The sequence below is a fragment of the Streptomyces fodineus genome (genome assembly GCF_001735805.1).
Classification (GTDB): domain Bacteria; phylum Actinomycetota; class Actinomycetes; order Streptomycetales; family Streptomycetaceae; genus Streptomyces; species Streptomyces fodineus.
In genome coordinates this window covers 7,618,729-7,639,691 of sequence record NZ_CP017248.1, presented here as the reverse complement: position 1 = coordinate 7,639,691, position 20,963 = coordinate 7,618,729, and the positions used below count along the sequence as shown (strand labels likewise).

The window sequence follows — 20,963 nt, the reverse complement described above, 5'->3', positions numbered from 1 at the left end:
ATACCGCCGACGGTGAGCGAGCGCTTAGCGCGCCTGCTCAGATCTTCTCGAAGGGGTCGTGCTCGGCGAGGAGCTTCTCCAGCCGCGCCTGGTCGACCCGGCTCACGATCTGCCCCGCCTCCTGCCGGTCCCTGATCACCTTGGCCAGGGTGAAGGCGGAGGTGACGAGGTACAGGACCGCGATCGCGAGGAAGCCCCGGACCCAGGCACTGGTGTCCAGCTGGTAGATGCCGATGGCGGTGGCGGACATGGCGACCGCGAAGGAGGCGACGGCCTGGCCGTAGAAAGCGGCCGTGCTCTGCTGCTTGACCGGTGTGTCACTCATGGAGAAGAGCATCGGCGGACGTGGCCCGCGCCACATCCGCCGAAGTACTCAGGGGCGTACTCAGATGCTCAGAACGCCGAAACCCCGGTCAGGGAACGGCCGATGAGCAGCTTCTGGATCTGGCTGGTGCCCTCGTAGAGGGTCATCACACGGGCGTCGCGCAGGAGTTTGCCGGCCGGGTACTCGTCGATGTAGCCGTAACCGCCGAAGACCTGGAGGGCGTTGTTGGCGGCACGAACGGCGGCCTCGGAGGCGAACAGCTTGGCCTTGGAGGACTCGACGGCGAACGGCTGACCGCGGTCGATCAGGTCGGCGACCCGCCAGGTGAGCAGCCGGGCGGCGTCCACGTCCACGGCGATGTCGCTGATCAGCTCCTGCACCAGCTGGTGGCGGGCGATCGGCTTGCCGAACTGCTCGCGCTCGCCGGCGTATCGTACGGCCGCGTCGAGCGCGGCCTGGGCGATGCCGACACAGCCCGCGGCCACCGACATCCGCCCCTTGGCCAGCGCGGACATGGCCACGGAGAAGCCCTTGCCCTCCTCCCCGAGCAGCGCCGAGGCGGGCACCCGCACGTCCTCGAAGGCGAGTTCGGCGGTGGCCTGGCCGCGCAGGCCGAGCTTGCCGTGGATGGTGCGGCGGGTCAGGCCGGGGGTGTCGGCGGGCACGAGGAAGGCGCTGACGCCCTTGTGGCCCGGGGCGTCGGTGGAGCGGGCGAAGAGCAGGACGACGTCCGCCCACGTGCCGTTGGTGATGAACATCTTCGCGCCGTTGATGACGTAGTCGTCGCCGTCGCGTACGGCACGGGTGGTGAGGTTGCCCGCGTCGGAGCCGGTGCCGGGTTCGGTGAGGCCGAAGCAGCCGACGTACTCGCCCGCGGTCAGCCCGGGCAGCCAGCGCCGCTTCTGCTCCTCGTCACCCCAGGCGGCGATGGTCTTGGCGACGAGCCCGAGGGACACGGAGACGATGCCGCGGACCGAGGAGTCGCCGCGGCCCAGCTCCTCGGTGACCAGGCAGTACGCGAGATGGTCGCCGCCCGAGCCGCCGTACTCCTCACCGATGGTCAGCCCGAGGAAACCGACCTCGCCCAGCTTCTTCACGATGGTCCGGTCGACCTCCTCGCCCCGGTCCCATGCCACGACGTGCGGGGCTATCTCGCGCGCCACGAAGTCCCGGGCGAGCTGCCGTACGGCGGCCTGCTCCTCGCTCAGCTCCAGGTTCACCACGCGATCACCCCACAGAAGACATCTTGAAAACCGTACATTTAAATTAGCACTGCTAGTTTCCATCCGCAGCCCTACTATGTGCGCCATGGCCCGACCGCGCAAGCCCCTCCTCAGCACCGACCGGATCGTCGAGACGGCCCGGGAACTCGTGGACCGGGAGGGCCTGGCGGCCGTCTCCACCCGCCGGCTCGCGGCCGAGCTGGGGGTGAGCGGGCCCTCGCTCTACAACCACTTCCGCACCAAGGACGAGATCCTGGAGGCGGTCGCCGACTCGGTGAGCGGCCTGGTCGACCTGGCGATGTTCGAGGACGGCCGCGACTGGCGGACCGCGCTGCACGACTGGGCCGTCTCCTACCGGGCCGCCCTGCGCGACCACCCGAACATCGTCCCGGTACTGGCCCGGGGCCCGGGCCGCCGCCCGGCCGCCCTGCGGCTCGCCGACGCGGTCTACGGCGCGATGGTCGAGGCCGGCTGGCCGCCGGCCCAGGCGACCTCCATCGGCGCGCTGATGCGGTACTTCATCATGGGCTCCGCGCTCGGCTCCTTCGCCGGGGGCTTCGTGGACGACGCGAGCGCGTACGACCCCACCGACTATCCCCACCTCGGGCAGGCCCATCTGCTCGCCGAACAGCAGGAGAAGATCGACGAGCGGGCCTTCGAGACCGGGCTGTCGGCACTGCTGGACGGGCTGGCGCAGCAGTACGAGCAGGTGCGGCAGGGCGTCCAGCGATAGTTCGGTGGGGGCCGAAGTGTCCGTGCCGCATGCTGGGAGGCATGACCGCCAAGGACTCCCGGGCCGCCGCTCTGGCCGCATTCGCCTCCCTGGTCGCCGACGAGACCCGGGCCGCGTGTCTGCTGGCGCTGCTCGACGGGCGCGCCTGGACCGCGGGTGAGCTGGCCCGGCATGCGGGGGTCGCCGCGTCGACGCTCAGCGAGCATCTGGGCAAGCTGGTGGCCGGCGGCCTGCTCGCGGAGGAACGGCAGGGGCGGCACCGGTACGTACGGCTGGCCGACGCGCGCGCGGCGGGACTGGTCGAGGAGCTCGCCGCGCACGTGCCTCCGGCGGCCGTCCAGCGCCCTCCCCGGACGCTACGGGAATCGAGCGCCCGGTCCGCGATGGCCCGGGGGCGTACCTGTTACGACCATCTCGCGGGGCGGCTCGGGATCGCGCTCACGGACGCGCTGACCCTCCGGGGACTGCTGCGCCAGGACACCGGGTTCGCGCTCACGGACGCGGGGGTGAAGTGGTTCGGTGCGGCGGGTATGGCCCTGGACGTTTCCGGCCGGCGTCCGCTGGCGCGGGCGTGCCTGGACTGGACCGAGCGGCGGCCCCATCTCGCGGGGGCGGCGGGGGCCGCGTTGTGCCGGCATGCGCTGGAGGCGGGGTGGTGCGTGCGGATCGGCTCCGGGCGGGCCGTGGCGGTGACTCCGTCGGGGGAGCGGGAGTTGTCGGCGCTGCTGGGTATGTCTCCGGGTTCGCTGCGGTGAAATCGGCCATGGGGAGCGGGGGTTCTGTGGTGCGCCGGGTGCGGGTCGTTCGTGGCTGGTCGCGCCCACGCGGCCGAGCCGCATATCGATACAGCCCCGCGCCCCTCAGCTACTCACCGCCCCGTCCGAATTCCGCCAGCCCGGACCACAACCGGTATCTAACCTCGGGAGCATGATGAACGTCGACCCACGTCAACGCCTGCTGCCGGCCGGCGCGGCCGTCGTCACCGTCGTCCTCTGGGCGTCGGCCTTCGTGGCGATCCGGAGTGCGGGGCAGGAGTATGCGCCCGGTGCGCTGGCCCTCGGGCGGCTGGCGTCGGGTGCCCTCGCGCTCGGGGTCATCTGGGCCATACGCCGGGAAGGGCTGCCGCCCCGGGGTGCCTGGCGCGGGATCCTGCTGTCCGGGCTGCTGTGGTTCGGGTTCTACATGGTCGCGCTGAACTGGGGCGAGCAGCAGGTGGATGCCGGTACGGCCGCCCTTGTGGTGAACGTCGGCCCGCTGCTGATCGCCCTGCTCGGCGCCCGGCTGCTCGGTGACCCGATGCCGCCGCGGCTGCTGGCGGGCATGGCCGTGTCGTTCGCGGGCGCGGTGACCGTGGGGCTGTCGATGTCGGGCGGGGGCGGATCCTCCGTCCTCGGTGTGGTGCTGTGTCTGCTCGCGGCGGTGGCGTACGCCGCCGGCGTGGTCGCGCAGAAGCCGGCCCTGGGGCAGGCGAGCGCCCTGCAGGTGACGACCTTCGGGTGTCTGGTCGGGACGGTGGCGTGTCTGCCGTTCGCCGGGCAGCTGGTGCACCAGGCCGCGCACGCGCCGATGCGGGCCACCCTGGGCATGGTCTATCTGGGCGTCTTCCCGACCGCGCTCGCCTTCACCACCTGGGCCTACGCGCTCGCCCGCACCACCGCCAGCCGGATGGGCGCGACGACGTACGCGGTGCCCGCGCTGGTGGTGCTGATGTCATGGCTGGCGCTCGGCGAGGTGCCGGGCGTCCTCACGCTCGTCGGTGGTGCGCTGTGTCTCGCCGGTGTGGCGGTGTCTCGGTCCAGGGCACTCGGGCGGAGCAGGCGGGTCGCGGCCCGGCAGCCGCGACCCGAGAAGGTCGGCTGAACCTCAGAACACCACCAGTGCCCGGCCGCCCTTGCCCGCGAGCATGTTCTCGAAGGCGGCCGGGATGCCTTCGAGGGCGATCCGTTCGGTGACGAGCGCGGAGAGGTCCAGGCGGCCCTCCCGTACGTGCTCGGCGAGCACCGGCAGGTCGCGGGCCGGGTCGGTGTCGCCGTAGACGCAGCCGGACAGGGTGCGGCCCCAGTGGAAGATCTCCAGGGCGTTGAAGGTGACCTCCTGGTCCTTGCCGCCGATGCCGACGACCGTCGTACGGCCGCCGCGGCGGGTGGAATCCCATGCGGCGCGGATCGACACCGCGCGGCCCACGCACTCCACCGAGACGTCCACGCCCTGCTTGCCGGTGAGGGCGCGGATCTCACGGGGTGTGTTCTCGGAGGCGAGCACGTAGTCCGTGGCGCCGGCCGCCCGGGCCAGTTCCTCCTTCTCGGGGGAGACGTCGACGGCGATGATCCGGGACGCGCCCGCGATGCGCGCCGACTGGAGGGTGGCGAGACCGACGCCGCCCGCGCCGAAGACGGCCACCGTCTCGCCCTGGCGGACCTTCGCCGAGTGGTGGACGGCGCCGTAGCCGGTGAGGACGGCGCAGCCGAGGAGGGCCGCGTCCACCAGCGGCACGCCCTCCGGCAGGGGCAGCACGCAGGAGGCGGAGACGACCGTCTCCTCGGCGAACGCGGCGACGTTCAGGCCGGGATGGAGGTCGGTGCCGTCGGTGGTGCGGGCGTAGACGTCGGCGGCGCCGTTCAGGGCGTTGGCGCACAGCCAGACCTCGCCGAGCGCGCAGGCGTGGCAACAGCCGCAGGAGGGGGCCCAGTTGAGGACGACGGGGTCGCCCTCGGCGACATGGGTGACGCCCTCGCCGACGGCCACCACCGTGCCGGCGCCCTCGTGGCCGAGGACGGCCGGGACCGGGACGCGCATGGTGCCGTTGGACAGGGACAGGTCGGAGTGGCAGACACCGGCGGCGGCGAGGCGCACGCGGACCCGTCCGGGGCCCGGGTCGGGCAGGTCGATGCCGGTGATCTCCAAGGGGGCCCCGATGGCGGGCAGGACGGCGGCTCGTACGGCCATGGGTCGCGTACTTCCTTAGAACTGGAGGGACTTGGTCTGGAGGTACTCGGTCAGTCCGTGCGCGCCGAGTTCCCGGCCGACTCCGGACTGCTTGTAGCCGCCGAAGGGGGCGAGGGGGTTGAACCGGCCGCCGTTGATGTCGACCTGGCCGGTGTCCATGCGCCGGGCGAAGGCCACGGCCTCGGCCTCGTCACCGGCCCAGACGGCGCCCGCGAGGCCGTAGACCGTGCCGTTGGCGATGCGCAGGGCGTCGTCCTCGTCCTCGTACTTCAGAATCGACAGGACGGGACCGAAGATCTCCTCCTGGGCGATGGTCATCTCCGGGGTCACGTCCGCGAAGACCGTGGGGCTGACGAAGTAGCCCTGCTCGCGGGGGGATTCGGGGCCGCCGGCCACGAGACGGGCACCCTCGGCGATGCCCTTCTCGATGTAGCCGCGCACCCGCGCCCGCTGCCTGGCGCTGACCACGGGGCCGATCCTCTCGCCGTACTTGGCGGCCGCTTCCCGGGCCAGCTCGACGGCCTCGTCGTACTGGTCGCGATGGACCAGCATGCGGGTCCAGGCGCTGCACGTCTGGCCGGAGTTGGACATCACGTTGGCGACCCCGACGTTGACGGCGCGGGCGAGGTCGGCGCTCGGCAGGACGACGTTGGCGGACTTGCCGCCGAGTTCCAGGGCCACCTTCTTGACGGCCGCGCCCGCCACGGCGCCGATCTGCCGGCCGACCGCCGTGGAACCGGTGAAGGAGACCAGGTCCACGCCCGGATGCTCGGCGAGGGCCTGGCCTGCGACCGGGCCGAGGCCGGTGACCAGGTTGAACACCCCGGCCGGCAGGCCCGCCTCGTGAACGGCCTCGGTGAACAGCTGGGCGGTGAGGGGGGTGTCCTCGGCGGGCTTGAGGACGACCGTGCAGCCCGCGGCGAGCGCCGGGGCGGCCTTGGCGACGATCTGGTGCAGCGGGTAGTTCCAGGGCGTGATCGCGCCGACCACCCCGACGGGCTCGTGCAGGACGGTGGAGTTGCCGACCGTCTCCTGGAAGGAGTGGGTCGCGACCAGTTCGGCGTAGGAGCCGGCGACCGCGATCGGCACGGCCGCGTGCACGTCCTGGGAGAACTGCAGGGGGGAGCCCAGCTCCTCGGTGACCGTCTCGGCGATCTCGTCCTTGCGGGCCTCCAGGACGTCCCGGAGGGCGGCGAGGCGCGCGGCGCGTTCGGCCGGGGGCGTGGCCGCCCAGGCGGGCAGGGCGGCCCGTGCGGCGCGTACGGCGGTGTCGACGTCCAGGGCGCCGCCCGCCGGGACCCGGGCGATGACCTGCTCGTCGGCCGGGTTCACGACCTCGATGACGTCCGCGCTCGCGGCGGGGCGCCAGGCGCCGTCGATGTACAGGCCGTCGTGTGCCTTCATGCTGCTTCCTCCCGGCGGTTGTGCGTCGTCCGGCACACAAACTAGCGGCGTTAGTTTTTTGGCGCCAGACGTACCAGGACATCATCGCGGGGGCGGCCGCAGCTCACTCGTCCAGGTCGGGCAGCCGGTCGGGGGACGGGCAGATACGGTCGCCCAGCTGGTCGAAGACGAAGAGGTGGGCGAGGTCGACGAGGAGCGGGACCTGCATGCCGTGGTGCAGGCGCAGGTCGGGAGTGGTGCGGACCACCAGGTCGCCCGGAAGCCGGCCCTCCGGGGGCACGTGCCCCGGTTCGGTGTCCCCGGAGGGTTCGAGGGTCACCACCGGCCCGGCGCGCCGCGAACCGGTCCGTTCCCTGAGCCGGTCCAGCACGGTCGGGCCCTCCCTGCGGCGCCGTCGCGCCGGCCGGGCGGCCGGGCGCGGGGCCTCCAGTTCGGGCACGACGGCGGGCCGGGAGCCGGTGTTGAAGTGCACGAGGATCTCGTGCCCCTGGAACTCCACGTGCTCCACGAGACCGGTGAGCGCCACCTCTCGCGGCCGGGCGGAGCTGTGCTTGGCGATGCGCACCGCCTCCGAGCGCAGCCCCACGATCACCTCGCGGCCCTGCTGTACCCGCAGCAACTGGTGGTCCAGGCACAGGGGTTCGGGCAGCCGCAGGGCCTGCTTGCCCAGGCTGATCGTCATGGCGCCGTCCAGCGGGGCGCGGACCAGGCCGCACAGCAGGTTGATGCGCGGGGTGCCGATGAAGGCGGCGACGAACACGTTGCGCGGCAGCGCGTACACCTCGCGCGGGCTGCCGACCTGCTGGAGCACTCCGCCGCGCAGCACGGCGACCCGGTCGCCGAGGGACATCGCCTCGGCCTGGTCGTGGGTGACGTACACCGTGGTGACCCCCAACTCACGGGTGAGCTGGGATATTTCGGCGCGCAGACGGTTGCGCAGCTTGGCGTCGAGGTTGGACAGCGGCTCGTCCATCAGGAAGGCCGACGGGTGACGGGCGATGGCGCGGCCCATGGCGACCCGCTGGCGTTCACCACCGGAGAGCTGGCTCGGGAAGCGGTCGAGCAGCTCCTCGATGCCCAGCATGCGGGCGGTGGCGGTGACGCGCGGGGCGGGGTCGGCGCCGGGGTCCTCGATACGCAGGGGGAAGCCGATGTTGTCACGGCCGGTCATGTTCGGGTAGAGGGCGAAGCTCTGGAAGACCATGGCCATGCCTCGCTCGGAGGGCTGCCAGTGGTTGGCGTACTCGCCGTCGAGCAGGAGCTCGCCCTGGTCGATGTCCTCCAGACCGGCGATCATCCGCAGCACGGTCGACTTGCCGCAACCGGACGGGCCGAGCAGCACCAGGAACTCTCCGGGCGCGATGTCCAGCGAGAGCCCGTCGACCACGCGCGTGCCGCGTGCGTAGGACTTGCTCACGTCGTGCAGTGCGATGGCGCGTGTCATGACTGCTGCCCCCGGCGGCTGTGCGGAGCGCCGCTGCTCCGTGGTCGTGGTCCCCGCGCGGGTCGAACGGGGCCTGTGGGTCACGGAAGTTAACGGAATGTGGTGGGCCGGGGGAAGACATGGCGCGGCCCGGCGCGTCACCTGGTCGCGGTCAGGTGCGCGAAGACCACGACGTTGCTGGTGTAGCCGGTCCGCCGGCTGTAGAGGCCGCCGCAGGTCAGCACGCGCAACTCCGGTCGCGGGGTGGGGGCGTAGACCTCCTTGTCCGGGAAGGTCGCCTTGTCGTAGACCTTCATCCGGTCCACGGTGTAGAGGGCGGTGTGGCCGTCGGCGCGCCTGACCTCGATGAGCTTGCACGGTTTGACCTGGGCGAGCCCGGCGAAGACGGCCGGGCCGGTCGTGGTGTCCCGGTGGCCGACGGCGATCGCGGTGCCGGACTCGCCCGGTGTGGGGCCGCCCTCGTACCAGCCGACCAGCTTGGACCTGGTCACGGGCGGGGTCTCCAGTTGCCGTTCCCCATCGAGCCGGAGGGCCGTGATCGGGGCGTCGATGCCGAGCGAGGGGATACGGAAGGACGTCGGCCGGGACCGGGGCAGCGGGCGGGGCGGGGGGCCGGGAGGGGGCGCGCAGGACTCCTCTGCGGACGCGCCCGGTCCGTGGGCGGACGACACCGCGTCCGGGTCGCCCGCCCGGCCGTTCCCGGCGTGCCCGCCCCCGCACCGGTGGCCCACCGTCACCAGGACGGTCACCAGCAGGGCCGTCCTGGTCAGACGGTAGGCGCGGGTCCGGTGCCAGGGCCTGCGTCTGCGCCTACGCGGCACCATGAGGCCGCCGGCGGCTGCGCCGGACGTACGCGGCACCGCCGGCCGCGATCAGGCCCACGGCTCCCGCGGCGGCCACCGGCGAGTATGCGGCGGCCCTGTCGATGAGACCGCCGCCGCCCGCGTGCACACCGCCTCTCGGCGGATCGTCGTGGTCCCGCCCGCCCCAGCCCGGACCGTCCTGCTGGTGGTGGTCGTGGTCGTGGTCGTGATCCTCGATCTGCCCGTTCGGACCGTGCGGGTCGTCGTGGTGCTCGTCGTGGTGCTCGTGGCAGTTGACGCGGAAGAGCTTCTCCTTGACGGCGCCCGCCGCGACCCAGGTGAGCTTGTACTGCCCGTCGGTCAGGCCGATCGCGTCGGTGTGTCCGGCGCCGCCGGCGAGCTGGATGACACCGGTGACGGTGGCGGCGCTGGGCAGCGGGGGCTGTGCCTGGATGATGTAGGGGATGTTGGGCAGGATGTCGAAGTTGACGGCGTCGAGGTAGAACCTGCAGACCGCCGGCTCGTCCCTCGACACGCCGTAGGGCACACCCACGCTGTGCACCCTGATGTCGCCGTTTTCTCCTTGGGCCGCCGCGTTCGGTGCCACCACCCACGACGCGCCCACCGCGGCGAGGGCGGTGAGGACGACGGTGGCGCCCGCACGGGAGCCGAAGGCACGTGGTGAGGTCGTGGTCGGCATGCACATTCCTCCGAGTCAGACGATTTTCATACAAATCGCTCTTTCGCCTGACTCTGCGCGATGGGCGCCCCGGCCCCTGGCACCTGCGCCCGACGCGCCGTCAGAGACCGCTCGTACGGCGCAATCCCCAGCGTCTCGCCCGCTCCCCCGCCACCCGTTCGGCTCCCTTGGGCCGTCCCGGTGAGCGCATTCCGGTCACTCGACCACGACGGCCACCTGGACGGGGACTCCGTTCAGGACGGCGTTGCCGGAGAGCGGGTCGAGCAGGCTGCCGTCGAGGAGCTGGTTGACGTTGACGCCGGGGCTCTTCCTGGCGTGGCTCATCCGGATGCCGGAGCGGTCGTGGCCCCAGCCGTGCGGGAGGCTCACCACCCCGGGCCGTATGGCGTCGGTGACCTCGGCGGGGGCCACCACCTCTCCCCCGGCACCCTTCACGCGGACGTCCGCCCCGTCCCGGACGCCGAGCCGGACCGCGTCCTCGGGGTGGATGTGCAGGGTGCAGCGGTTGGAGCCGCCGGTGAGGGCGGGCACGTTGTGCATCCAGCTGTTGTTGGAGCGAAGGTGGCGGCGGCCGACGAGGACGAGGCCCTCGGGCCGCTCGCGCAGGGCCTGGCGAAGCCGCGGCAGGTCGGCGGCGATCGGCTCGGGCAGCAGCTCGACCTTGCCGCTCACGGTCCTCAGCGGCTGCGGCAGGCGCGGGCGCAGCGGGCCGAGGTCGATGCCGTGCGGGTGCGCGAGCAGCCTGTCCAGGGTGAGCCCGTCGGGCCGTGCGCCGAAGCCGTCGCCGTACGGGCCGAGGCGGAGCATCATGTCCAGCCGCCGCTCGGGGCCGCTCTCGCCGGTGAGTCCGGCGGCGAGTTCCTTCGGGTCGCGGCCGTACACCGGCGAGTGCTTCTCCTGTACGGCCTTGCCGAGGGTCTGGTCGACGACCATGGCGTCCACGGCGGCCGGGTCGGCGCCGTGCATGCCGGTGGCCGCGAGGATCAGCCGGGCGAGGATCTCGGACTCGGCCATGCGGCCGGGCTCCAGCGGGACCGCGGGGCGGCTGTAGCGGACCTGGTTGCGCACGGCGAGGGTGTTGAAGGCGAAGTCGTGGTGCGGGCTCTGCGAGGGCGGGGGCGGGGGCAGTACGACGTCGGCGTGGCGCGAGGTCTCGTTCAGGTACGGATCCACGCTGACCATGAAGTCGAGGGAGTCCAGGGCCTTGTCGAGGCGGTCGCCGTCGGGTGCGGACAGCACCGGGTTGGCGGCCACGACGATCAGCGCGCGGACCGGCTCGCCCTCGTCCGTCGCGGTGTCGATCTCCTCGGCGAGCGCGGAGAGCGGCAACTCGCCCTTGGCTTCGGGGAGTTGCCGTACCCGTGAGCGCCAGCGGCCGAGCGTGAAGCCGCGGCCGGGGCCGGCCGGGCGGGGCGTCCTGTCGGTGGCGGCCTGCGGGAACAGGGCGCCGCCGGGCCGGTCCAGGTTGCCGGTGAGGATGTTGAGGACGTCCACCAGCCAGCTGGCCAGGGTGCCGTGCGGGACGGTGCAGCTGCCGATGCGGGCGTAGACGGCGGCGGCGGGGGCGGCGGCGAGTTCGCGGGCGAGGCTGCGGATGGTCCGCGCGTCGACGTCACAGGCCTCGGCCACGGCGTCCGGGGTGAAGTCCTCGACGGCTTCCCGGAGTTCGTCGAGGCCCTGGACGTGCGGGGCGAGGTGGGCGAGGTCGACCAGGTGCTCCGCGAAGAGGGTCTGCGCCATCGCGGCGAGCAGCAGGGCGTCGGTGCCGGGGCGGATCGCGAGGTGCCGGTCGGCGAGCTTCGCGGTGCGGGTGCGGCGCGGGTCCACCACGGTCAGGTGTCCGCCGCGGGCCTTGAGCGCCTTGAGCTTGCCGGGGAAGTCGGGTGCGGTGCACAGACTGCCGTTGGATTCCAGGGGGTTGGCGCCGATGAGGAGCAGGTGGTCGGTGTGGTCCAGGTCCGGTACGGGGATGGCGTTCGCGTCGCCGAAGAGCAGCCCGCTGGAGACGTGCTTGGGCATCTGGTCGAGCGTGGAGGCGGTGAACAGGCTGCGGGTGCGCAGCCCGGCGAGCAGGACCGGCGGGTAGAGGGCGCCGGCCACGGTGTGCACGTTGGGATTGCCGAGGACCACGCCGACGGAGTTCGGGCCGTGCCCCTCCACGACGGGGCGGAGCCCTGCGGCGACCGCGTCGAAGGCCTCCTCCCAGGTGGCCTCGCGCAGCTCGCCGTCCCGGCGCACGAGCGGGGTGCGCAGCCGGTCGGGGTCGGAGTCGACGGCCCCGAAGGAGGCGCCCTTGGGGCAGATGAAGCCCTTGCTGAAGACGTCCTCGCGGTCCCCGCGGGCGGCGGTGACACGGGGGCCCTCGATGGTGAGGGTCAGCCCGCAGGTGGCCTCGCACAGGGGGCAGATTCGCAGGGCGGTGCGGGACACGGGTCCTCCCGGGGGTCGGCGGCGACTCGTACGGCCGGGCGCTCAGCGCGAGCATACCGACCGGTATGCACGGAGGGGAGACCCCACGGGTGACCGTTCGGCTTCGACCGGGTGACCGCTGGCTCGCGGACGGCGGCGGAGGGCGCTGCGCGGATGCTTCACGCGGGCACCCGCGCCGAGGGGCGTCGGCCGAGCGCGATCGCGGACACGTCGGCCGGGCACACGTCCCCGGCAGGTCAGGCCGGCGCGCGGCAGGGCAAGCGCACGTCCCCGTCTCGTCCTGCGGGCGCGCACGGTCGGGCCGGTCGGTCGACACCCCGTCCCGGGTACGCCCGGCCGCGTCAGTCGAGCACGCGCGCCAGATACGCCCGCAGCAGCTCACGGGTCTCGGTGATGATCGCCTCGTCCCCGTCCGGGTCGGTACGGAAGGCCAGCTGGACGAGGGTGTCCGCGCTCTCCACGGCGACCAGGAAGACCCGGCGCAGGTCGTCGTCGGGGTGCGGTCGAGGTAGCCGGAGAGCAGCTTGGTGAGGCGGTCGGCGACGCGGGTGTTGGGCTCGGCATCGCGGACACCGACCGGGATCTGGTTGCCGAAATCGACCAGGGCGAAGCCGGGCGCGGTGCGCTTCATGGCCAGGTACTCGTCGAGCACGGCGTCCATCGCGGCACGCCAGTCGCCCTTGTCCGCCTGCCTCAGCCGCTCGGTGACGCGCTCGGTGTACCGCTCCAGGTTGCGCTGGGCGAGGGCGTCGGCCATCTGCCGCTTGTTGCCGAAGAACCGGTAGACGGAGCCGATGGGCACACCGGCGCGCAGGGCGACCGCCCGGGTGCTGAGGGCGTCGTAGCCCACCTCGTCGAGGAGTTCGGCGCAGGCGTCGAGGATCCTGGTCAGCCGTTCGGCGCTGCGCCGCTGGACGGGCGCGCGGCGGAGGGATGTCGCGTGGGGCACGGGCTTCATGATGCCTCTTGGCCGTCGGTCCGGTGAACCTCGCCCTCTGTACGGAGAAGAGTGCCCGATGCACTCATTTCCCGGTGACCGGGCTCGCCGTGCCGGTCGCAGGCTCGGCCGGTCCCGTCTCCAGGCCGGACACCGTGATGTCGGCGGTGTTCTGCACCGGCTTGCCGTGCACGGCCCACACGGTGCCGTCGTCGGCGTACAGGCGCGCGGTGACGTGGTGGGTGCCGCGCGGGACGAGGCTGTCGGGCAGGTGGTACCCGTGGGCACGCAGCCTGGTGACCTGGCGGCCGTCGACGAAGAGGTACACGAGCCCGCGTCCGCCGACCGCCGCCGGCCGGGCGCCCGGTACGGAGCAGCGGAAGTGGTGGAAGGTCAGCCGGACGTCCCAGCCGCCGCCGGAGTCCGGGGTCACCTCGACCCCGACGTCGGGCGCGTTGTTCTTGCCGACCTCGCGCAGATGCCGGCCGGTCTCGTCGGTGTCGTCCAGGACCTTGCCGACCGGCGAGGGCGAGACCGCGCCGTGGGCGTGAGCGGCCGCGCAGCCCGCGGCCCCTAACGGCAGCAGGACGCATGCCGCGAGCGCGGCGAGCGTCCGGCGGGTCCATGACGTCCTGGGCATGACCGGGAGAGTAGAACAAGGTTCCGGTCTGCCGAATCCGCCTCAAGTCGGGTTCTGGTCACCCTTCGAAGTCCCCCTGGCGGAGTAGACCGGTCCCCCTTGCGCCCACCCCGGACCTATTCCTACGGTGATACATAGGAATCAGGGAGCGCATCAGGCGCGCATCGGGAGCGCAAGGGAGCGATCATGAGCGGGGACGCGCGGAAGACTGCCGCGGGACTGTCGTATCTGACCGGGTTCGGCAACGAACACGCCTCGGAGGCGGTGCCGGGCGCCCTGCCCGAGGGCCGCAACTCGCCGCAGCGGGCACCGCTCGGGCTGTACGCGGAGCAGCTGAGCGGTACGGCGTTCACCGAGCCGCGGGCGCACAACCGCCGCTCCTGGCTGTACCGCATCCGCCCGTCGGCCGCCCACCCGGAGTTCACCCGCACCGACAACGGCGCCCTGCGCACGGCCCCCTTCACCGAGACCGTGCCCGACCCCAACCGGCTGCGCTGGAACCCGCTGCCCGAGCCGCCGGCCGGTACGGACTTCCTGGCCGGCCTGTGGACGCTGGGCGGCAACGGCGACGCCACCCAGCGCACCGGCATGGCCGTGCACCTGTACCACGCCGACGCCTCCATGGAGCGTGTGTTCAGCGACGCCGACGGGGAACTGCTCATCGTCCCGGAGCACGGCGGGCTGCTGCTGCACACCGAGTTCGGCCGGCTCGCTGTGGAGCCCGCCCATGTGGCGCTCATTCCGCGTGGGGTGCGCTTCCGGGTGGAACTGCTCGACGATTCGGCCCGAGGCTATGTGTGCGAGAACTACGGGGCGTCGTTCCGGCTGCCCGACCTCGGCCCGATCGGCGCCAACGGCCTCGCCAACACCCGGGACTTCCGGGCGCCGGTCGCGGCGTACGAAGACGTGACCGGCCCGGTGGAGGTGGTGAACAAGTTCTGCGGCAACCTGTGGACGGCCACGTACGACCACTCCCCGCTCGATGTGGTCGCCTGGCACGGCAACCATGTGCCGTACGTCTATGACCTTCGCCGTTTCAATGTGATCGGCACCATCTCCTACGACCACCCGGACCCGTCCATCTTCACGGTCCTGACCTCCCCGTCGGACACCCCGGGCCTGGCCGGAGTCGACTTCGTCGTCTTCGCCCCGCGCTGGCTGGTGGGCGAGGACACCTTCCGGCCGCCGTACTTCCACCGGAACGTGATGAGCGAGTACATGGGCCTGATCGAGGGGGCCTACGACGCCAAGGCGGAGGGCTTCGTGCCGGGCGGCGGCTCGCTGCACAACATGATGTCGGCGCACGGCCCGGACCGGGAGACCTTCGACAAGGCCAGCGCGGCGGAGCTCAAGCCGCAGAAGATCGACGACGGGCTGGCGTTCATGTTCGAGACCCGCTGGCCGGTGACCCTCACCCCGCACGCGGCCGGCGCGGACCACCTCCAGCAGCGCTACGACGACGTGTGGCGGGGGCTGGAGCGCCATTTCCGCGCATGACGCCCCGGTTGCGTCCCGCGTTCATCGACAGGTACGGATAGCCGCGTGACCTCCTTCGCTCCGGATTCGATCGTCCTGAACCGCAAGCTGCCGCTGTGGTATCAGGTGTCGCAGTCGCTGCGCGCCTCGATACTCGGCCGCTCCCCCGAGGACCCGCTGCGGCTGCCCACGGAGGAGCAACTGGCGGAGCACTACGGCGTGAGCGTGCTGACGATGCGGCAGGCGCTGAAGGAGCTGGAGGACGAGGGGCTGATCAGCCGCCACCGGCGGCGCGGCACGTTCATCGAGCCCGGGGCGCGGCGCGGGGCGCCCGTACGGCTGCTGGGCTCGGTGGACGCGATCGTGGCCCAGCAGTCCGGGATGCGGACCGAGCTGCTCGGCCACGGCAGCGTGTCCGTCCCGGCCGCCCTCGCCGAGCACTTCCCGGACCTCGCGGAGGTGGCGACCTACCACCGCCTCCGCAGCGACGAGAAGACCGGCGAACCGACCAACCACGCCGTGAACCACATCCGCCCCGAACTCGCCGCGCGCATCGACCTGGAGGACCTGATCCGCTGGCCGATGACGAAGGTGCTGCGGGACGTGGTCAAGGCGGACATCAGCCGGATCACGGACACGGTGGAGGCACGGCTCGCCGATCCGGAGACCGCCCGGCTGCTCCAGGTGCCGCTGCTCAGTCCGATCCTGCACTACACGGGTGTGACGTATGACAGCGGTGGGCGGGTGCTGGACGTGGCGGTGATCCAGTACCGGGGGGACCGGTTCTCGTTCACGGTCACGCTGGAAGCCTGAGGGCTCCGCCGGGTGGGCGCGCGACGGGTCGCCGGTCGTCTGCGGCACAGCCCCGCGCCCCTGCGGGGCGCTGTCGTAGCATGCCCTGCGTGACGCACGACGACGCTCCGCTGCTCGCGGACCTCATGCCGTGGTCCGTCGCACCGCTGCGGACGGGCCGCGCCTGGCCGACGGCACCCGACCCCGGCTCCCTGAGGGCCCGCTGGGACGCCCTGCTGAAGGCCGAAGGAGCGGACCGGGAGGCCCTGTTCGAGCCGACCCGGTCCCGGACGCTCGCCTCGGCGGTGGGCCGGCTGCCCGGCCAGTCCACCGGTACCGAACGACTGGCCCGGGCCGGGGGGCCCTGCGCCGAGCCCGTCCGTGTGCTGGCGGCGCCCTTCGACGAGCAGTGGCTGATCCCGGACCACCGGCTGATCGACACGGCCCGCCCGGAGCTGTGGCGGGTGGCGGACGAGCACCAGGTCTTCACGGTGGAGACGGGAGCCGAGGAGGATCCGCTCCTGGCCACGTCCCTGCTGCCGACCCTGCGCACCGGCCGCATCCGCCCGCTGTACCGCCGCCCCGGCGGCAAGGAGCCCAACCTGGCACCGGGTCTGACGGCCCACCTGTCGGACCGCCTGGGCAGCGCCCCCGCCCCGGCGGACGTCCTGTCCTGGATCCTTGCGACCACCGCCCCGGATCTCACCGTCCCGCTCACCGACGACGCCGGTCTGTGGTCGGCCGGCGTCGAACTGGGCCGCCGCATGCTGTGGCTGATGCGCCGCGACGGTGAACGCCCCAAGCTGCCGGGCGGCCGCCGCCCCTACGTCCGCGCACCGCTTCCGGCCCGGCCGCTCGCCCTGCACTACGACGAGGACGAGCAGACCCTCCACCTCGACGAGGGCCGCATCTCCCCCGTCCCGCCGGAGGCCTGGAACTACGAGGTGGCCGGGGTCCGCGTCCTGGAGTCCTGGTTCACCACCCGCACGGCGGCGGACGGACCAGGCACCCTGGCCGCGATCCGCCCGGCCACCTGGTCGCAGGCCTGGACGTCGGAACTGCTGGAACTGATCACGGTTGTGGCCCTGCTGGCGGAACTGCGGCCCCAGCGGGCCGAGTTGAAGGCGACGGCCTCGATCACGGCAGCCGACCTCCGGGAGGCGGGCATCCTCCCGGCACCGGAGGCGTCCCGCCGCCCCGCCTCGGTCCTGGACCACCACGAGGAGGGCCCGGAGGGTCAGATCGCCCTGATCTAGTGGCACTTGGGGGTGGGGCCGGCACCGGCTACCGCGACCCGAACGCGTCCAGTACCCTCCCCAGCGCCCGCTCGAAAACCGCCTCCAGATCGATCGGTCCGGCATCCTCCGCGAACGCCGCCGCCATCCTCGGATACGCGCCGGAGGCGATCTGCCCGCCGAGATACGCGATCCGCACCGCGTTCTCCTCGTCCTCCGACCAGGGAAGCGCCCGTACCCGCTCGGCGGTGTCGAGTTCGTTGCGGACGTACGTGGTCACGATGCCGTTCAGCATCGCGATCAGCTCCAGCTTCGTGCCGTAGGACTCCTCCAACGGGTCCAGGCAGGCCAAGCAGTGCTCCAGATAGCGCAGGGCGTTGGGGCTGAGGCCGTAGACCGGTGACATCAGACGCGGCACCCAGGGGTGCCGGCGCATCAGCTCGCGTGTCTGCCGGGCCACCCGGAGCATGTCGGCGCGCCAGTCCCCGCTCGGCTCCCACGGGGCGTGCTCCGCGCTGACCGCGTCCACCATCAGCTCGTGCAGGTCCTCCTTGCGGGGGACGTAGTTGTACAGCGACATGGTGCCGCAGCCCAGCTCGGCCGCGACGTGCCGCATCGACACCGCGTCGAGCCCCCGCTCGTCGGCGATCCGGACGGCGGCGGCCGCGATGTCGTCGCGGGTGTACGCCGGCTTCGGACCCCGGCCGGTGCGCTCGGGGCGCGCCCAGATCACTTCGGGGACGGCCCCTCGGACTGCCATCGATCATCACCTCGCTCACCATCTTAGTTACGTACAGCGTACGTAGTGGGGTATGGTTGCCGCATGACTACTACGTACGCTGTACTTAGTGAGGGGCTGGAGAAGCGCTTCGGCGCCGTCCACGCCCTGCGCGGGCTCGATCTGGCCGTCGCCGAGGGCACCGTCTGCGGACTGCTCGGGCCCAACGGGGCGGGGAAGACGACCGCCGTACGGCTGCTGACGACACTGCTGCGGCCGGACGCCGGCTCGGCGCGGATCGCCGGGCACGATCTCGTCCGGGAGGCCGCCGCGGTGCGCAGCCGGATCGGGGTCACGGGGCAGTACGCCTCGGTCGACGGCGACCTGACCGGACGGGAGAACCTGCGGCTGTTCGCCCGGCTGCACCGGGTGCGCGGGCCGGCCGCCCGAGCGGAGGAGTTGCTGGAGCGCTTCGGGCTGGCCGAGGCCGCCGGGCGCAGGACCTCGACGTACTCGGGCGGCATGCGGCGCCGGCTGGACCTGGCCGCGAGCCTGATCCGGCGGCCCGACGTGCTCTTCCTCGACGAGCCGACGACGGGCCTCGACCCGGCCAGCCGCGCCCGCATCTGGCAGGCGGTGCGCGAGCTGAAGGCGGACGGTACGACCGTGCTGCTGACCACCCAGTACCTGGAGGAGGCCGACCAGCTCGCCGACGACATCGCCCTGGTGGACGGGGGCCGGATCGCGCACACCGGCTCGCCCGCCGAGCTCAAGGCCCTCATCGGGTCGTACGCCGAGGCCGTGGTGGCGCAGGGAGACGCCCTGGCGCGGGCGGCTGCCGTACTCGATCGACTCACGGGCAGCGCACCCGTGTTCGACCGGGAGCGCAACGCCGTCGGTGCCGTCTGCACCGACCCGACCCTGACCCTGCCGCGCCTGGTGCGCGAACTCGACGCGGCGGGCGTGCCGTTGCTGGACGCGAGCCTGCGCCCGCCCACGCTCGACGACGTCTTCCTGCGGCTCACCGGAGAGAACGCCGGTGCGAACGCCGCCGAATCCGCCGACCCCAAGGAGCTTGCCGCATGAGCGCGTTGACGGTGACGTACGACGGGCTGGCCATGACCGGCCGGCAGCTGCGCCGGGTCCGCAACAGTCCGGGCCTGGCGATCCTGACCCAGATGATGCCGGTCAACATGCTGCTGTTCTTCGGCTATGTGTTCGGCAGCGCGCTGGCGATGCCCGGCCGCGAGTACCGGTCCTTCCTGGTGCCGGGGCTGCTGGTCGCGACCGCGGCGGGCGGGCTGATGACCGGCATGTTCCAGGCCGCCGCGGACACCCACCGGGGCGTGATGGACCGGTTCCGTACCCTGCCGGTGAGCCGGGCCGCCGTACCCCTCGGGCAGGCGGTCGCCGACCTCGTCGTCACGACCGTCGGGACCGTGCCGCTGCTGCTGGCCGGACTCGCCGTGGGCTGGCGCATCGAGGGCTCCGCGGTGGACGCGGCCGGTGCGGTCGGACTGCTGCTGCTCTTCCGGTTCGCCTGCACCTGTGCCGGGATCTTCCTCGGGCTGCTCACCCGCAGCGAGGACGCGGCCGGGCAGCTCGGGGCCTCCTCCTTCGTGCTGCCCCTGCTGTCCAACGCCTACATCCCGACCGGCAACCTGCCCGGCTGGCTGCGGACCCTCGCCGAGTGGAACCCGATCAGCGCCGTGACGACCGCCCTGCGGGACCTCTTCGGCAACGCGCCGGTCCCGCCGGACTCCTCCTGGCCGGTGGCACACCCGGTCGCCGGCTCGCTCGCCTGGAGCCTGTTGCTCACCGCGGTGTTCCTGCCGCTCGCCGTGCGCCGGTACGCGCATGGGGAGCGCTAGGCGCTACTGACAAAACCGCCGGTCACGGGCCATGATCCGGGCATGGATCAGCAGCCCCTGCCCCTGGAGGGCATCACCGTCGTCGCCGTCGAACAGGCCGTGTCCGCGCCCTTCGCGACCCGGCAGCTCGCCGACCTGGGCGCCCGGGTCATCAAGGTGGAGCGGGTCGACGGCGGCGACTTCGCGCGCGGATACGACACGGCGGCCCGCGGGCTCGCCTCGCACTTCGTGTGGTGCAACCGCGGCAAGGAGTCCCTCGCGCTGGACCTGAAGGACCCGCGCGGCCTCGAGGCCGTACGGCGGCTGATCGCGGACGCGGACGTGTTCGTGCAGAACCTCGCCCACGGGGCGGCGGCCCGGCTCGGCCTCGACGCGGCCACGCTGTGCGCGGCGCACCCACGGCTGATCGCCGTGGACATCTCCGGTTACGGGCCCCATGGACCGTACGCCGGCAAGCGGGCGTACGACATGCTCGTGCAGTGCGAGGCGGGGCTCGTGTCGGTGACCGGGACGCCGGAGCAGCCGGTGAAGGCGGGCGTCCCGGCGGCGGACATCGCGGCGGCGATGTACGCGTTCTCGGGCGTCCTGGCGGCCCTCGTACGGCGCGGGACGACCGGGCGGGGCGGGGCGGTGGAGGTGTCGATGCTGGAGGCGCTCGCCGAGTGGCTGGGGCATCCGCTGCACCATGCGATGCATGGGGGTGAGCCCCCGGCGCGCACGGGCCTCGCACACGCCGTCATCGCGCCGTACGACGCCTATCCGACGGCGGACGGCGGGCGGGTGCTGTTGTCCGTGCAGAACGACCGGGAGTGGCGACGGCTGGCCGAACAGGTCATGGGCCGCCCGGAATTGGCGACGGACCCGGCGTATGCGACGAACGCCTCACGGGTCGCGAACCGGGAGAAGACGGACGAGCTGGTGGCGCGGGCGCTCGGCGCGCTGGACGCCGAGGAGGCGCTGGCCCGGCTGGAGGATGCGGGTATCGCCTGCGCCCGGCTGCGGGATCTGCACGAGCTGGCAGCGCATCCGCAGCTGGCGGCCCGGGAGCGGTGGCGTGAGGTGGGTTCGCCGGTCGGGCCGTTGAAGGCGCTGCTGCCTCCCATCACACTGCCGGGCGGGGACGAGGCGCGGATGGGTGAGGTGCCCGCGCTCGGGCAGCACACCGAAGCGCTGCTGCATGCCGTGGGGATGACGGACGACGAGATCGCAGCGATGCGCCGGGACGGTGCGGCGGCCTGAGCACGGGCACGCCGGAAAGGATCCAGGGTGGCCGTCTGCTCGGTCGA

At 72.6% G+C, this 20,963-nt stretch carries 19 protein-coding genes and 1 pseudogene; 9 read left to right on the top strand and 11 right to left on the bottom strand.

Annotation, left to right across the window (positions count from 1 at the left end):
- Positions 1 to 37: 37 nt before the first annotated feature.
- The gene (locus BFF78_RS32950; protein ID WP_069783954.1) at positions 38 to 325 is read right to left on the bottom strand and encodes a YiaA/YiaB family inner membrane protein; all 288 of its coding nucleotides are present in this window, start codon (positions 323 to 325) and stop codon (positions 38 to 40) included.
- 68 nt (positions 326 to 393) lie between these two features.
- The gene (locus BFF78_RS32945) at positions 394 to 1,545 is read right to left on the bottom strand and encodes an acyl-CoA dehydrogenase family protein (protein ID WP_069783953.1); all 1,152 of its coding nucleotides are present in this window, start codon (positions 1,543 to 1,545) and stop codon (positions 394 to 396) included.
- An 88-nt stretch (positions 1,546 to 1,633) separates the two neighbouring features.
- On the opposite strand from BFF78_RS32945, the gene BFF78_RS32940 reads away from it, so the two are divergent.
- From BFF78_RS32940 to BFF78_RS32930, 3 genes are all read left to right on the top strand, one after another.
- On the top strand, positions 1,634 to 2,281 hold the full coding sequence (locus tag BFF78_RS32940; RefSeq protein WP_069781773.1) for a TetR/AcrR family transcriptional regulator: 648 nt from the start codon (positions 1,634 to 1,636) through the stop codon (positions 2,279 to 2,281).
- A gap of 41 nt (positions 2,282 to 2,322) precedes the next feature.
- Positions 2,323 to 3,036, top strand: coding sequence for an ArsR/SmtB family transcription factor (locus tag BFF78_RS32935; protein WP_069783952.1), 714 nt, complete (start codon positions 2,323 to 2,325; stop codon positions 3,034 to 3,036).
- A gap of 172 nt (positions 3,037 to 3,208) precedes the next feature.
- Positions 3,209 to 4,141 (top strand): DMT family transporter, encoded by a 933-nt coding sequence (locus tag BFF78_RS32930; protein WP_099054979.1) that lies wholly within the window; start codon positions 3,209 to 3,211, stop codon positions 4,139 to 4,141.
- A gap of 3 nt (positions 4,142 to 4,144) precedes the next feature.
- Here the strand turns inward: BFF78_RS32930 and BFF78_RS32925 are convergent, their stop codons facing one another.
- The 8 genes and pseudogenes from BFF78_RS32925 to BFF78_RS32890 form a co-directional block, all read right to left on the bottom strand.
- The gene (locus tag BFF78_RS32925; protein WP_069781771.1) at positions 4,145 to 5,227 is read right to left on the bottom strand and encodes a Zn-dependent alcohol dehydrogenase; all 1,083 of its coding nucleotides are present in this window, start codon (positions 5,225 to 5,227) and stop codon (positions 4,145 to 4,147) included.
- 15 nt (positions 5,228 to 5,242) lie between these two features.
- Positions 5,243 to 6,631, bottom strand: a complete 1,389-nt coding sequence (locus BFF78_RS32920; protein ID WP_069781770.1) for an aldehyde dehydrogenase family protein — start codon at positions 6,629 to 6,631, stop codon at positions 5,243 to 5,245.
- A gap of 103 nt (positions 6,632 to 6,734) precedes the next feature.
- Positions 6,735 to 8,075 (bottom strand): ABC transporter ATP-binding protein, encoded by a 1,341-nt coding sequence (locus tag BFF78_RS32915; RefSeq protein ID WP_069781769.1) that lies wholly within the window; start codon positions 8,073 to 8,075, stop codon positions 6,735 to 6,737.
- Between the two features lie 137 nt (positions 8,076 to 8,212).
- Positions 8,213 to 8,899, bottom strand: coding sequence for a class F sortase (locus BFF78_RS32910; RefSeq protein ID WP_069783951.1), 687 nt, complete (start codon positions 8,897 to 8,899; stop codon positions 8,213 to 8,215).
- Positions 8,886 to 9,578, bottom strand: coding sequence for a hypothetical protein (locus tag BFF78_RS32905; RefSeq protein ID WP_069781768.1), 693 nt, complete (start codon positions 9,576 to 9,578; stop codon positions 8,886 to 8,888). The genes BFF78_RS32910 and BFF78_RS32905 overlap by 14 nt, the downstream gene beginning before the upstream one ends.
- 195 nt (positions 9,579 to 9,773) lie before the next feature.
- Positions 9,774 to 12,008 (bottom strand): molybdopterin-dependent oxidoreductase, encoded by a 2,235-nt coding sequence (locus tag BFF78_RS32900; RefSeq protein ID WP_069781767.1) that lies wholly within the window; start codon positions 12,006 to 12,008, stop codon positions 9,774 to 9,776.
- A 341-nt stretch (positions 12,009 to 12,349) separates the two neighbouring features.
- A pseudogene (locus tag BFF78_RS50250) lies at positions 12,350 to 12,966 on the bottom strand (TetR/AcrR family transcriptional regulator).
- A 64-nt stretch (positions 12,967 to 13,030) separates the two neighbouring features.
- Positions 13,031 to 13,585: a hypothetical protein gene (locus BFF78_RS32890; protein ID WP_069781766.1), complete on the bottom strand. Its 555-nt coding sequence runs from the start codon at positions 13,583 to 13,585 to the stop codon at positions 13,031 to 13,033.
- A 186-nt stretch (positions 13,586 to 13,771) separates the two neighbouring features.
- Here BFF78_RS32890 and hmgA point away from each other — a divergent pair, with 186 nt between their 5' ends.
- The 3 genes from hmgA to BFF78_RS32875 all read left to right on the top strand — a co-directional run bounded on the left by hmgA (position 13,772) and on the right by BFF78_RS32875 (position 17,109).
- The gene (gene hmgA / locus BFF78_RS32885; RefSeq protein WP_069781765.1) at positions 13,772 to 15,082 is read left to right on the top strand and encodes a homogentisate 1,2-dioxygenase; all 1,311 of its coding nucleotides are present in this window, start codon (positions 13,772 to 13,774) and stop codon (positions 15,080 to 15,082) included.
- A gap of 45 nt (positions 15,083 to 15,127) precedes the next feature.
- Positions 15,128 to 15,874, top strand: a complete 747-nt coding sequence (locus BFF78_RS32880) for a GntR family transcriptional regulator (RefSeq protein WP_069781764.1) — start codon at positions 15,128 to 15,130, stop codon at positions 15,872 to 15,874.
- An 80-nt stretch (positions 15,875 to 15,954) separates the two neighbouring features.
- Entirely contained in the window at positions 15,955 to 17,109 is a 1,155-nt protein-coding gene (locus tag BFF78_RS32875) for a type ISP restriction/modification enzyme (protein WP_069781763.1), read from the top strand.
- Positions 17,110 to 17,137: 28 nt separating this feature from the next.
- Here the strand turns inward: BFF78_RS32875 and BFF78_RS32870 are convergent, their stop codons facing one another.
- On the bottom strand, positions 17,138 to 17,848 hold the full coding sequence (locus BFF78_RS32870) for a TetR/AcrR family transcriptional regulator (protein ID WP_069781762.1): 711 nt from the start codon (positions 17,846 to 17,848) through the stop codon (positions 17,138 to 17,140).
- Between the two features lie 63 nt (positions 17,849 to 17,911).
- Between BFF78_RS32870 and BFF78_RS32865 the strand changes: the two genes are divergently transcribed.
- From BFF78_RS32865 to BFF78_RS32855, 3 genes are read left to right on the top strand one after another with little or no spacing between them, the layout of a single operon-like run.
- The gene (locus tag BFF78_RS32865) at positions 17,912 to 18,892 is read left to right on the top strand and encodes an ATP-binding cassette domain-containing protein (RefSeq protein WP_069781761.1); all 981 of its coding nucleotides are present in this window, start codon (positions 17,912 to 17,914) and stop codon (positions 18,890 to 18,892) included.
- Entirely contained in the window at positions 18,889 to 19,677 is a 789-nt protein-coding gene (locus tag BFF78_RS32860; protein ID WP_069781760.1) for an ABC transporter permease, read from the top strand. Before BFF78_RS32865 ends, BFF78_RS32860 begins: the two co-directional genes overlap by 4 nt.
- A 42-nt stretch (positions 19,678 to 19,719) precedes the next feature.
- A complete protein-coding gene (locus BFF78_RS32855; RefSeq protein WP_069781759.1) occupies positions 19,720 to 20,916 on the top strand; it encodes a CaiB/BaiF CoA transferase family protein in 1,197 nt (398 codons plus the stop codon).
- The last annotated feature ends 47 nt before the right edge of the window (positions 20,917 to 20,963 follow it).

Excerpts from the sequence above, each read along its gene's own strand:
- BFF78_RS32910 (WP_069783951.1), bottom strand. The coding sequence starts at position 8,899 with ATGGTGCCGCGTAGGCGCAGACGCAGGCCCTGGCACCGGACCCGCGCC.
- BFF78_RS32920 (WP_069781770.1), bottom strand. The coding sequence starts at position 6,631 with ATGAAGGCACACGACGGCCTGTACATCGACGGCGCCTGGCGCCCCGCC.
- BFF78_RS32930 (WP_099054979.1), top strand. The coding sequence starts at position 3,209 with ATGATGAACGTCGACCCACGTCAACGCCTGCTGCCGGCCGGCGCGGCC.
- BFF78_RS32935 (WP_069783952.1), top strand. The coding sequence starts at position 2,323 with ATGACCGCCAAGGACTCCCGGGCCGCCGCTCTGGCCGCATTCGCCTCC.
- BFF78_RS32870 (WP_069781762.1), bottom strand. The coding sequence starts at position 17,848 with ATGGCAGTCCGAGGGGCCGTCCCCGAAGTGATCTGGGCGCGCCCCGAG.
- BFF78_RS32915 (WP_069781769.1), bottom strand. The coding sequence starts at position 8,075 with ATGACACGCGCCATCGCACTGCACGACGTGAGCAAGTCCTACGCACGC.
- hmgA (WP_069781765.1), top strand. The coding sequence starts at position 13,772 with ATGAGCGGGGACGCGCGGAAGACTGCCGCGGGACTGTCGTATCTGACC.
- BFF78_RS32890 (WP_069781766.1), bottom strand. The coding sequence starts at position 13,585 with ATGCCCAGGACGTCATGGACCCGCCGGACGCTCGCCGCGCTCGCGGCA.
- BFF78_RS32950 (WP_069783954.1), bottom strand. The coding sequence starts at position 325 with ATGAGTGACACACCGGTCAAGCAGCAGAGCACGGCCGCTTTCTACGGC.
- BFF78_RS32860 (WP_069781760.1), top strand. The coding sequence starts at position 18,889 with ATGAGCGCGTTGACGGTGACGTACGACGGGCTGGCCATGACCGGCCGG.
- BFF78_RS32875 (WP_069781763.1), top strand. The coding sequence starts at position 15,955 with ATGCCCTGCGTGACGCACGACGACGCTCCGCTGCTCGCGGACCTCATG.
- BFF78_RS32865 (WP_069781761.1), top strand. The coding sequence starts at position 17,912 with ATGACTACTACGTACGCTGTACTTAGTGAGGGGCTGGAGAAGCGCTTC.
- BFF78_RS32905 (WP_069781768.1), bottom strand. The coding sequence starts at position 9,578 with ATGCCGACCACGACCTCACCACGTGCCTTCGGCTCCCGTGCGGGCGCC.
- BFF78_RS32940 (WP_069781773.1), top strand. The coding sequence starts at position 1,634 with ATGGCCCGACCGCGCAAGCCCCTCCTCAGCACCGACCGGATCGTCGAG.
- BFF78_RS32925 (WP_069781771.1), bottom strand. The coding sequence starts at position 5,227 with ATGGCCGTACGAGCCGCCGTCCTGCCCGCCATCGGGGCCCCCTTGGAG.
- BFF78_RS32855 (WP_069781759.1), top strand. The coding sequence starts at position 19,720 with ATGGATCAGCAGCCCCTGCCCCTGGAGGGCATCACCGTCGTCGCCGTC.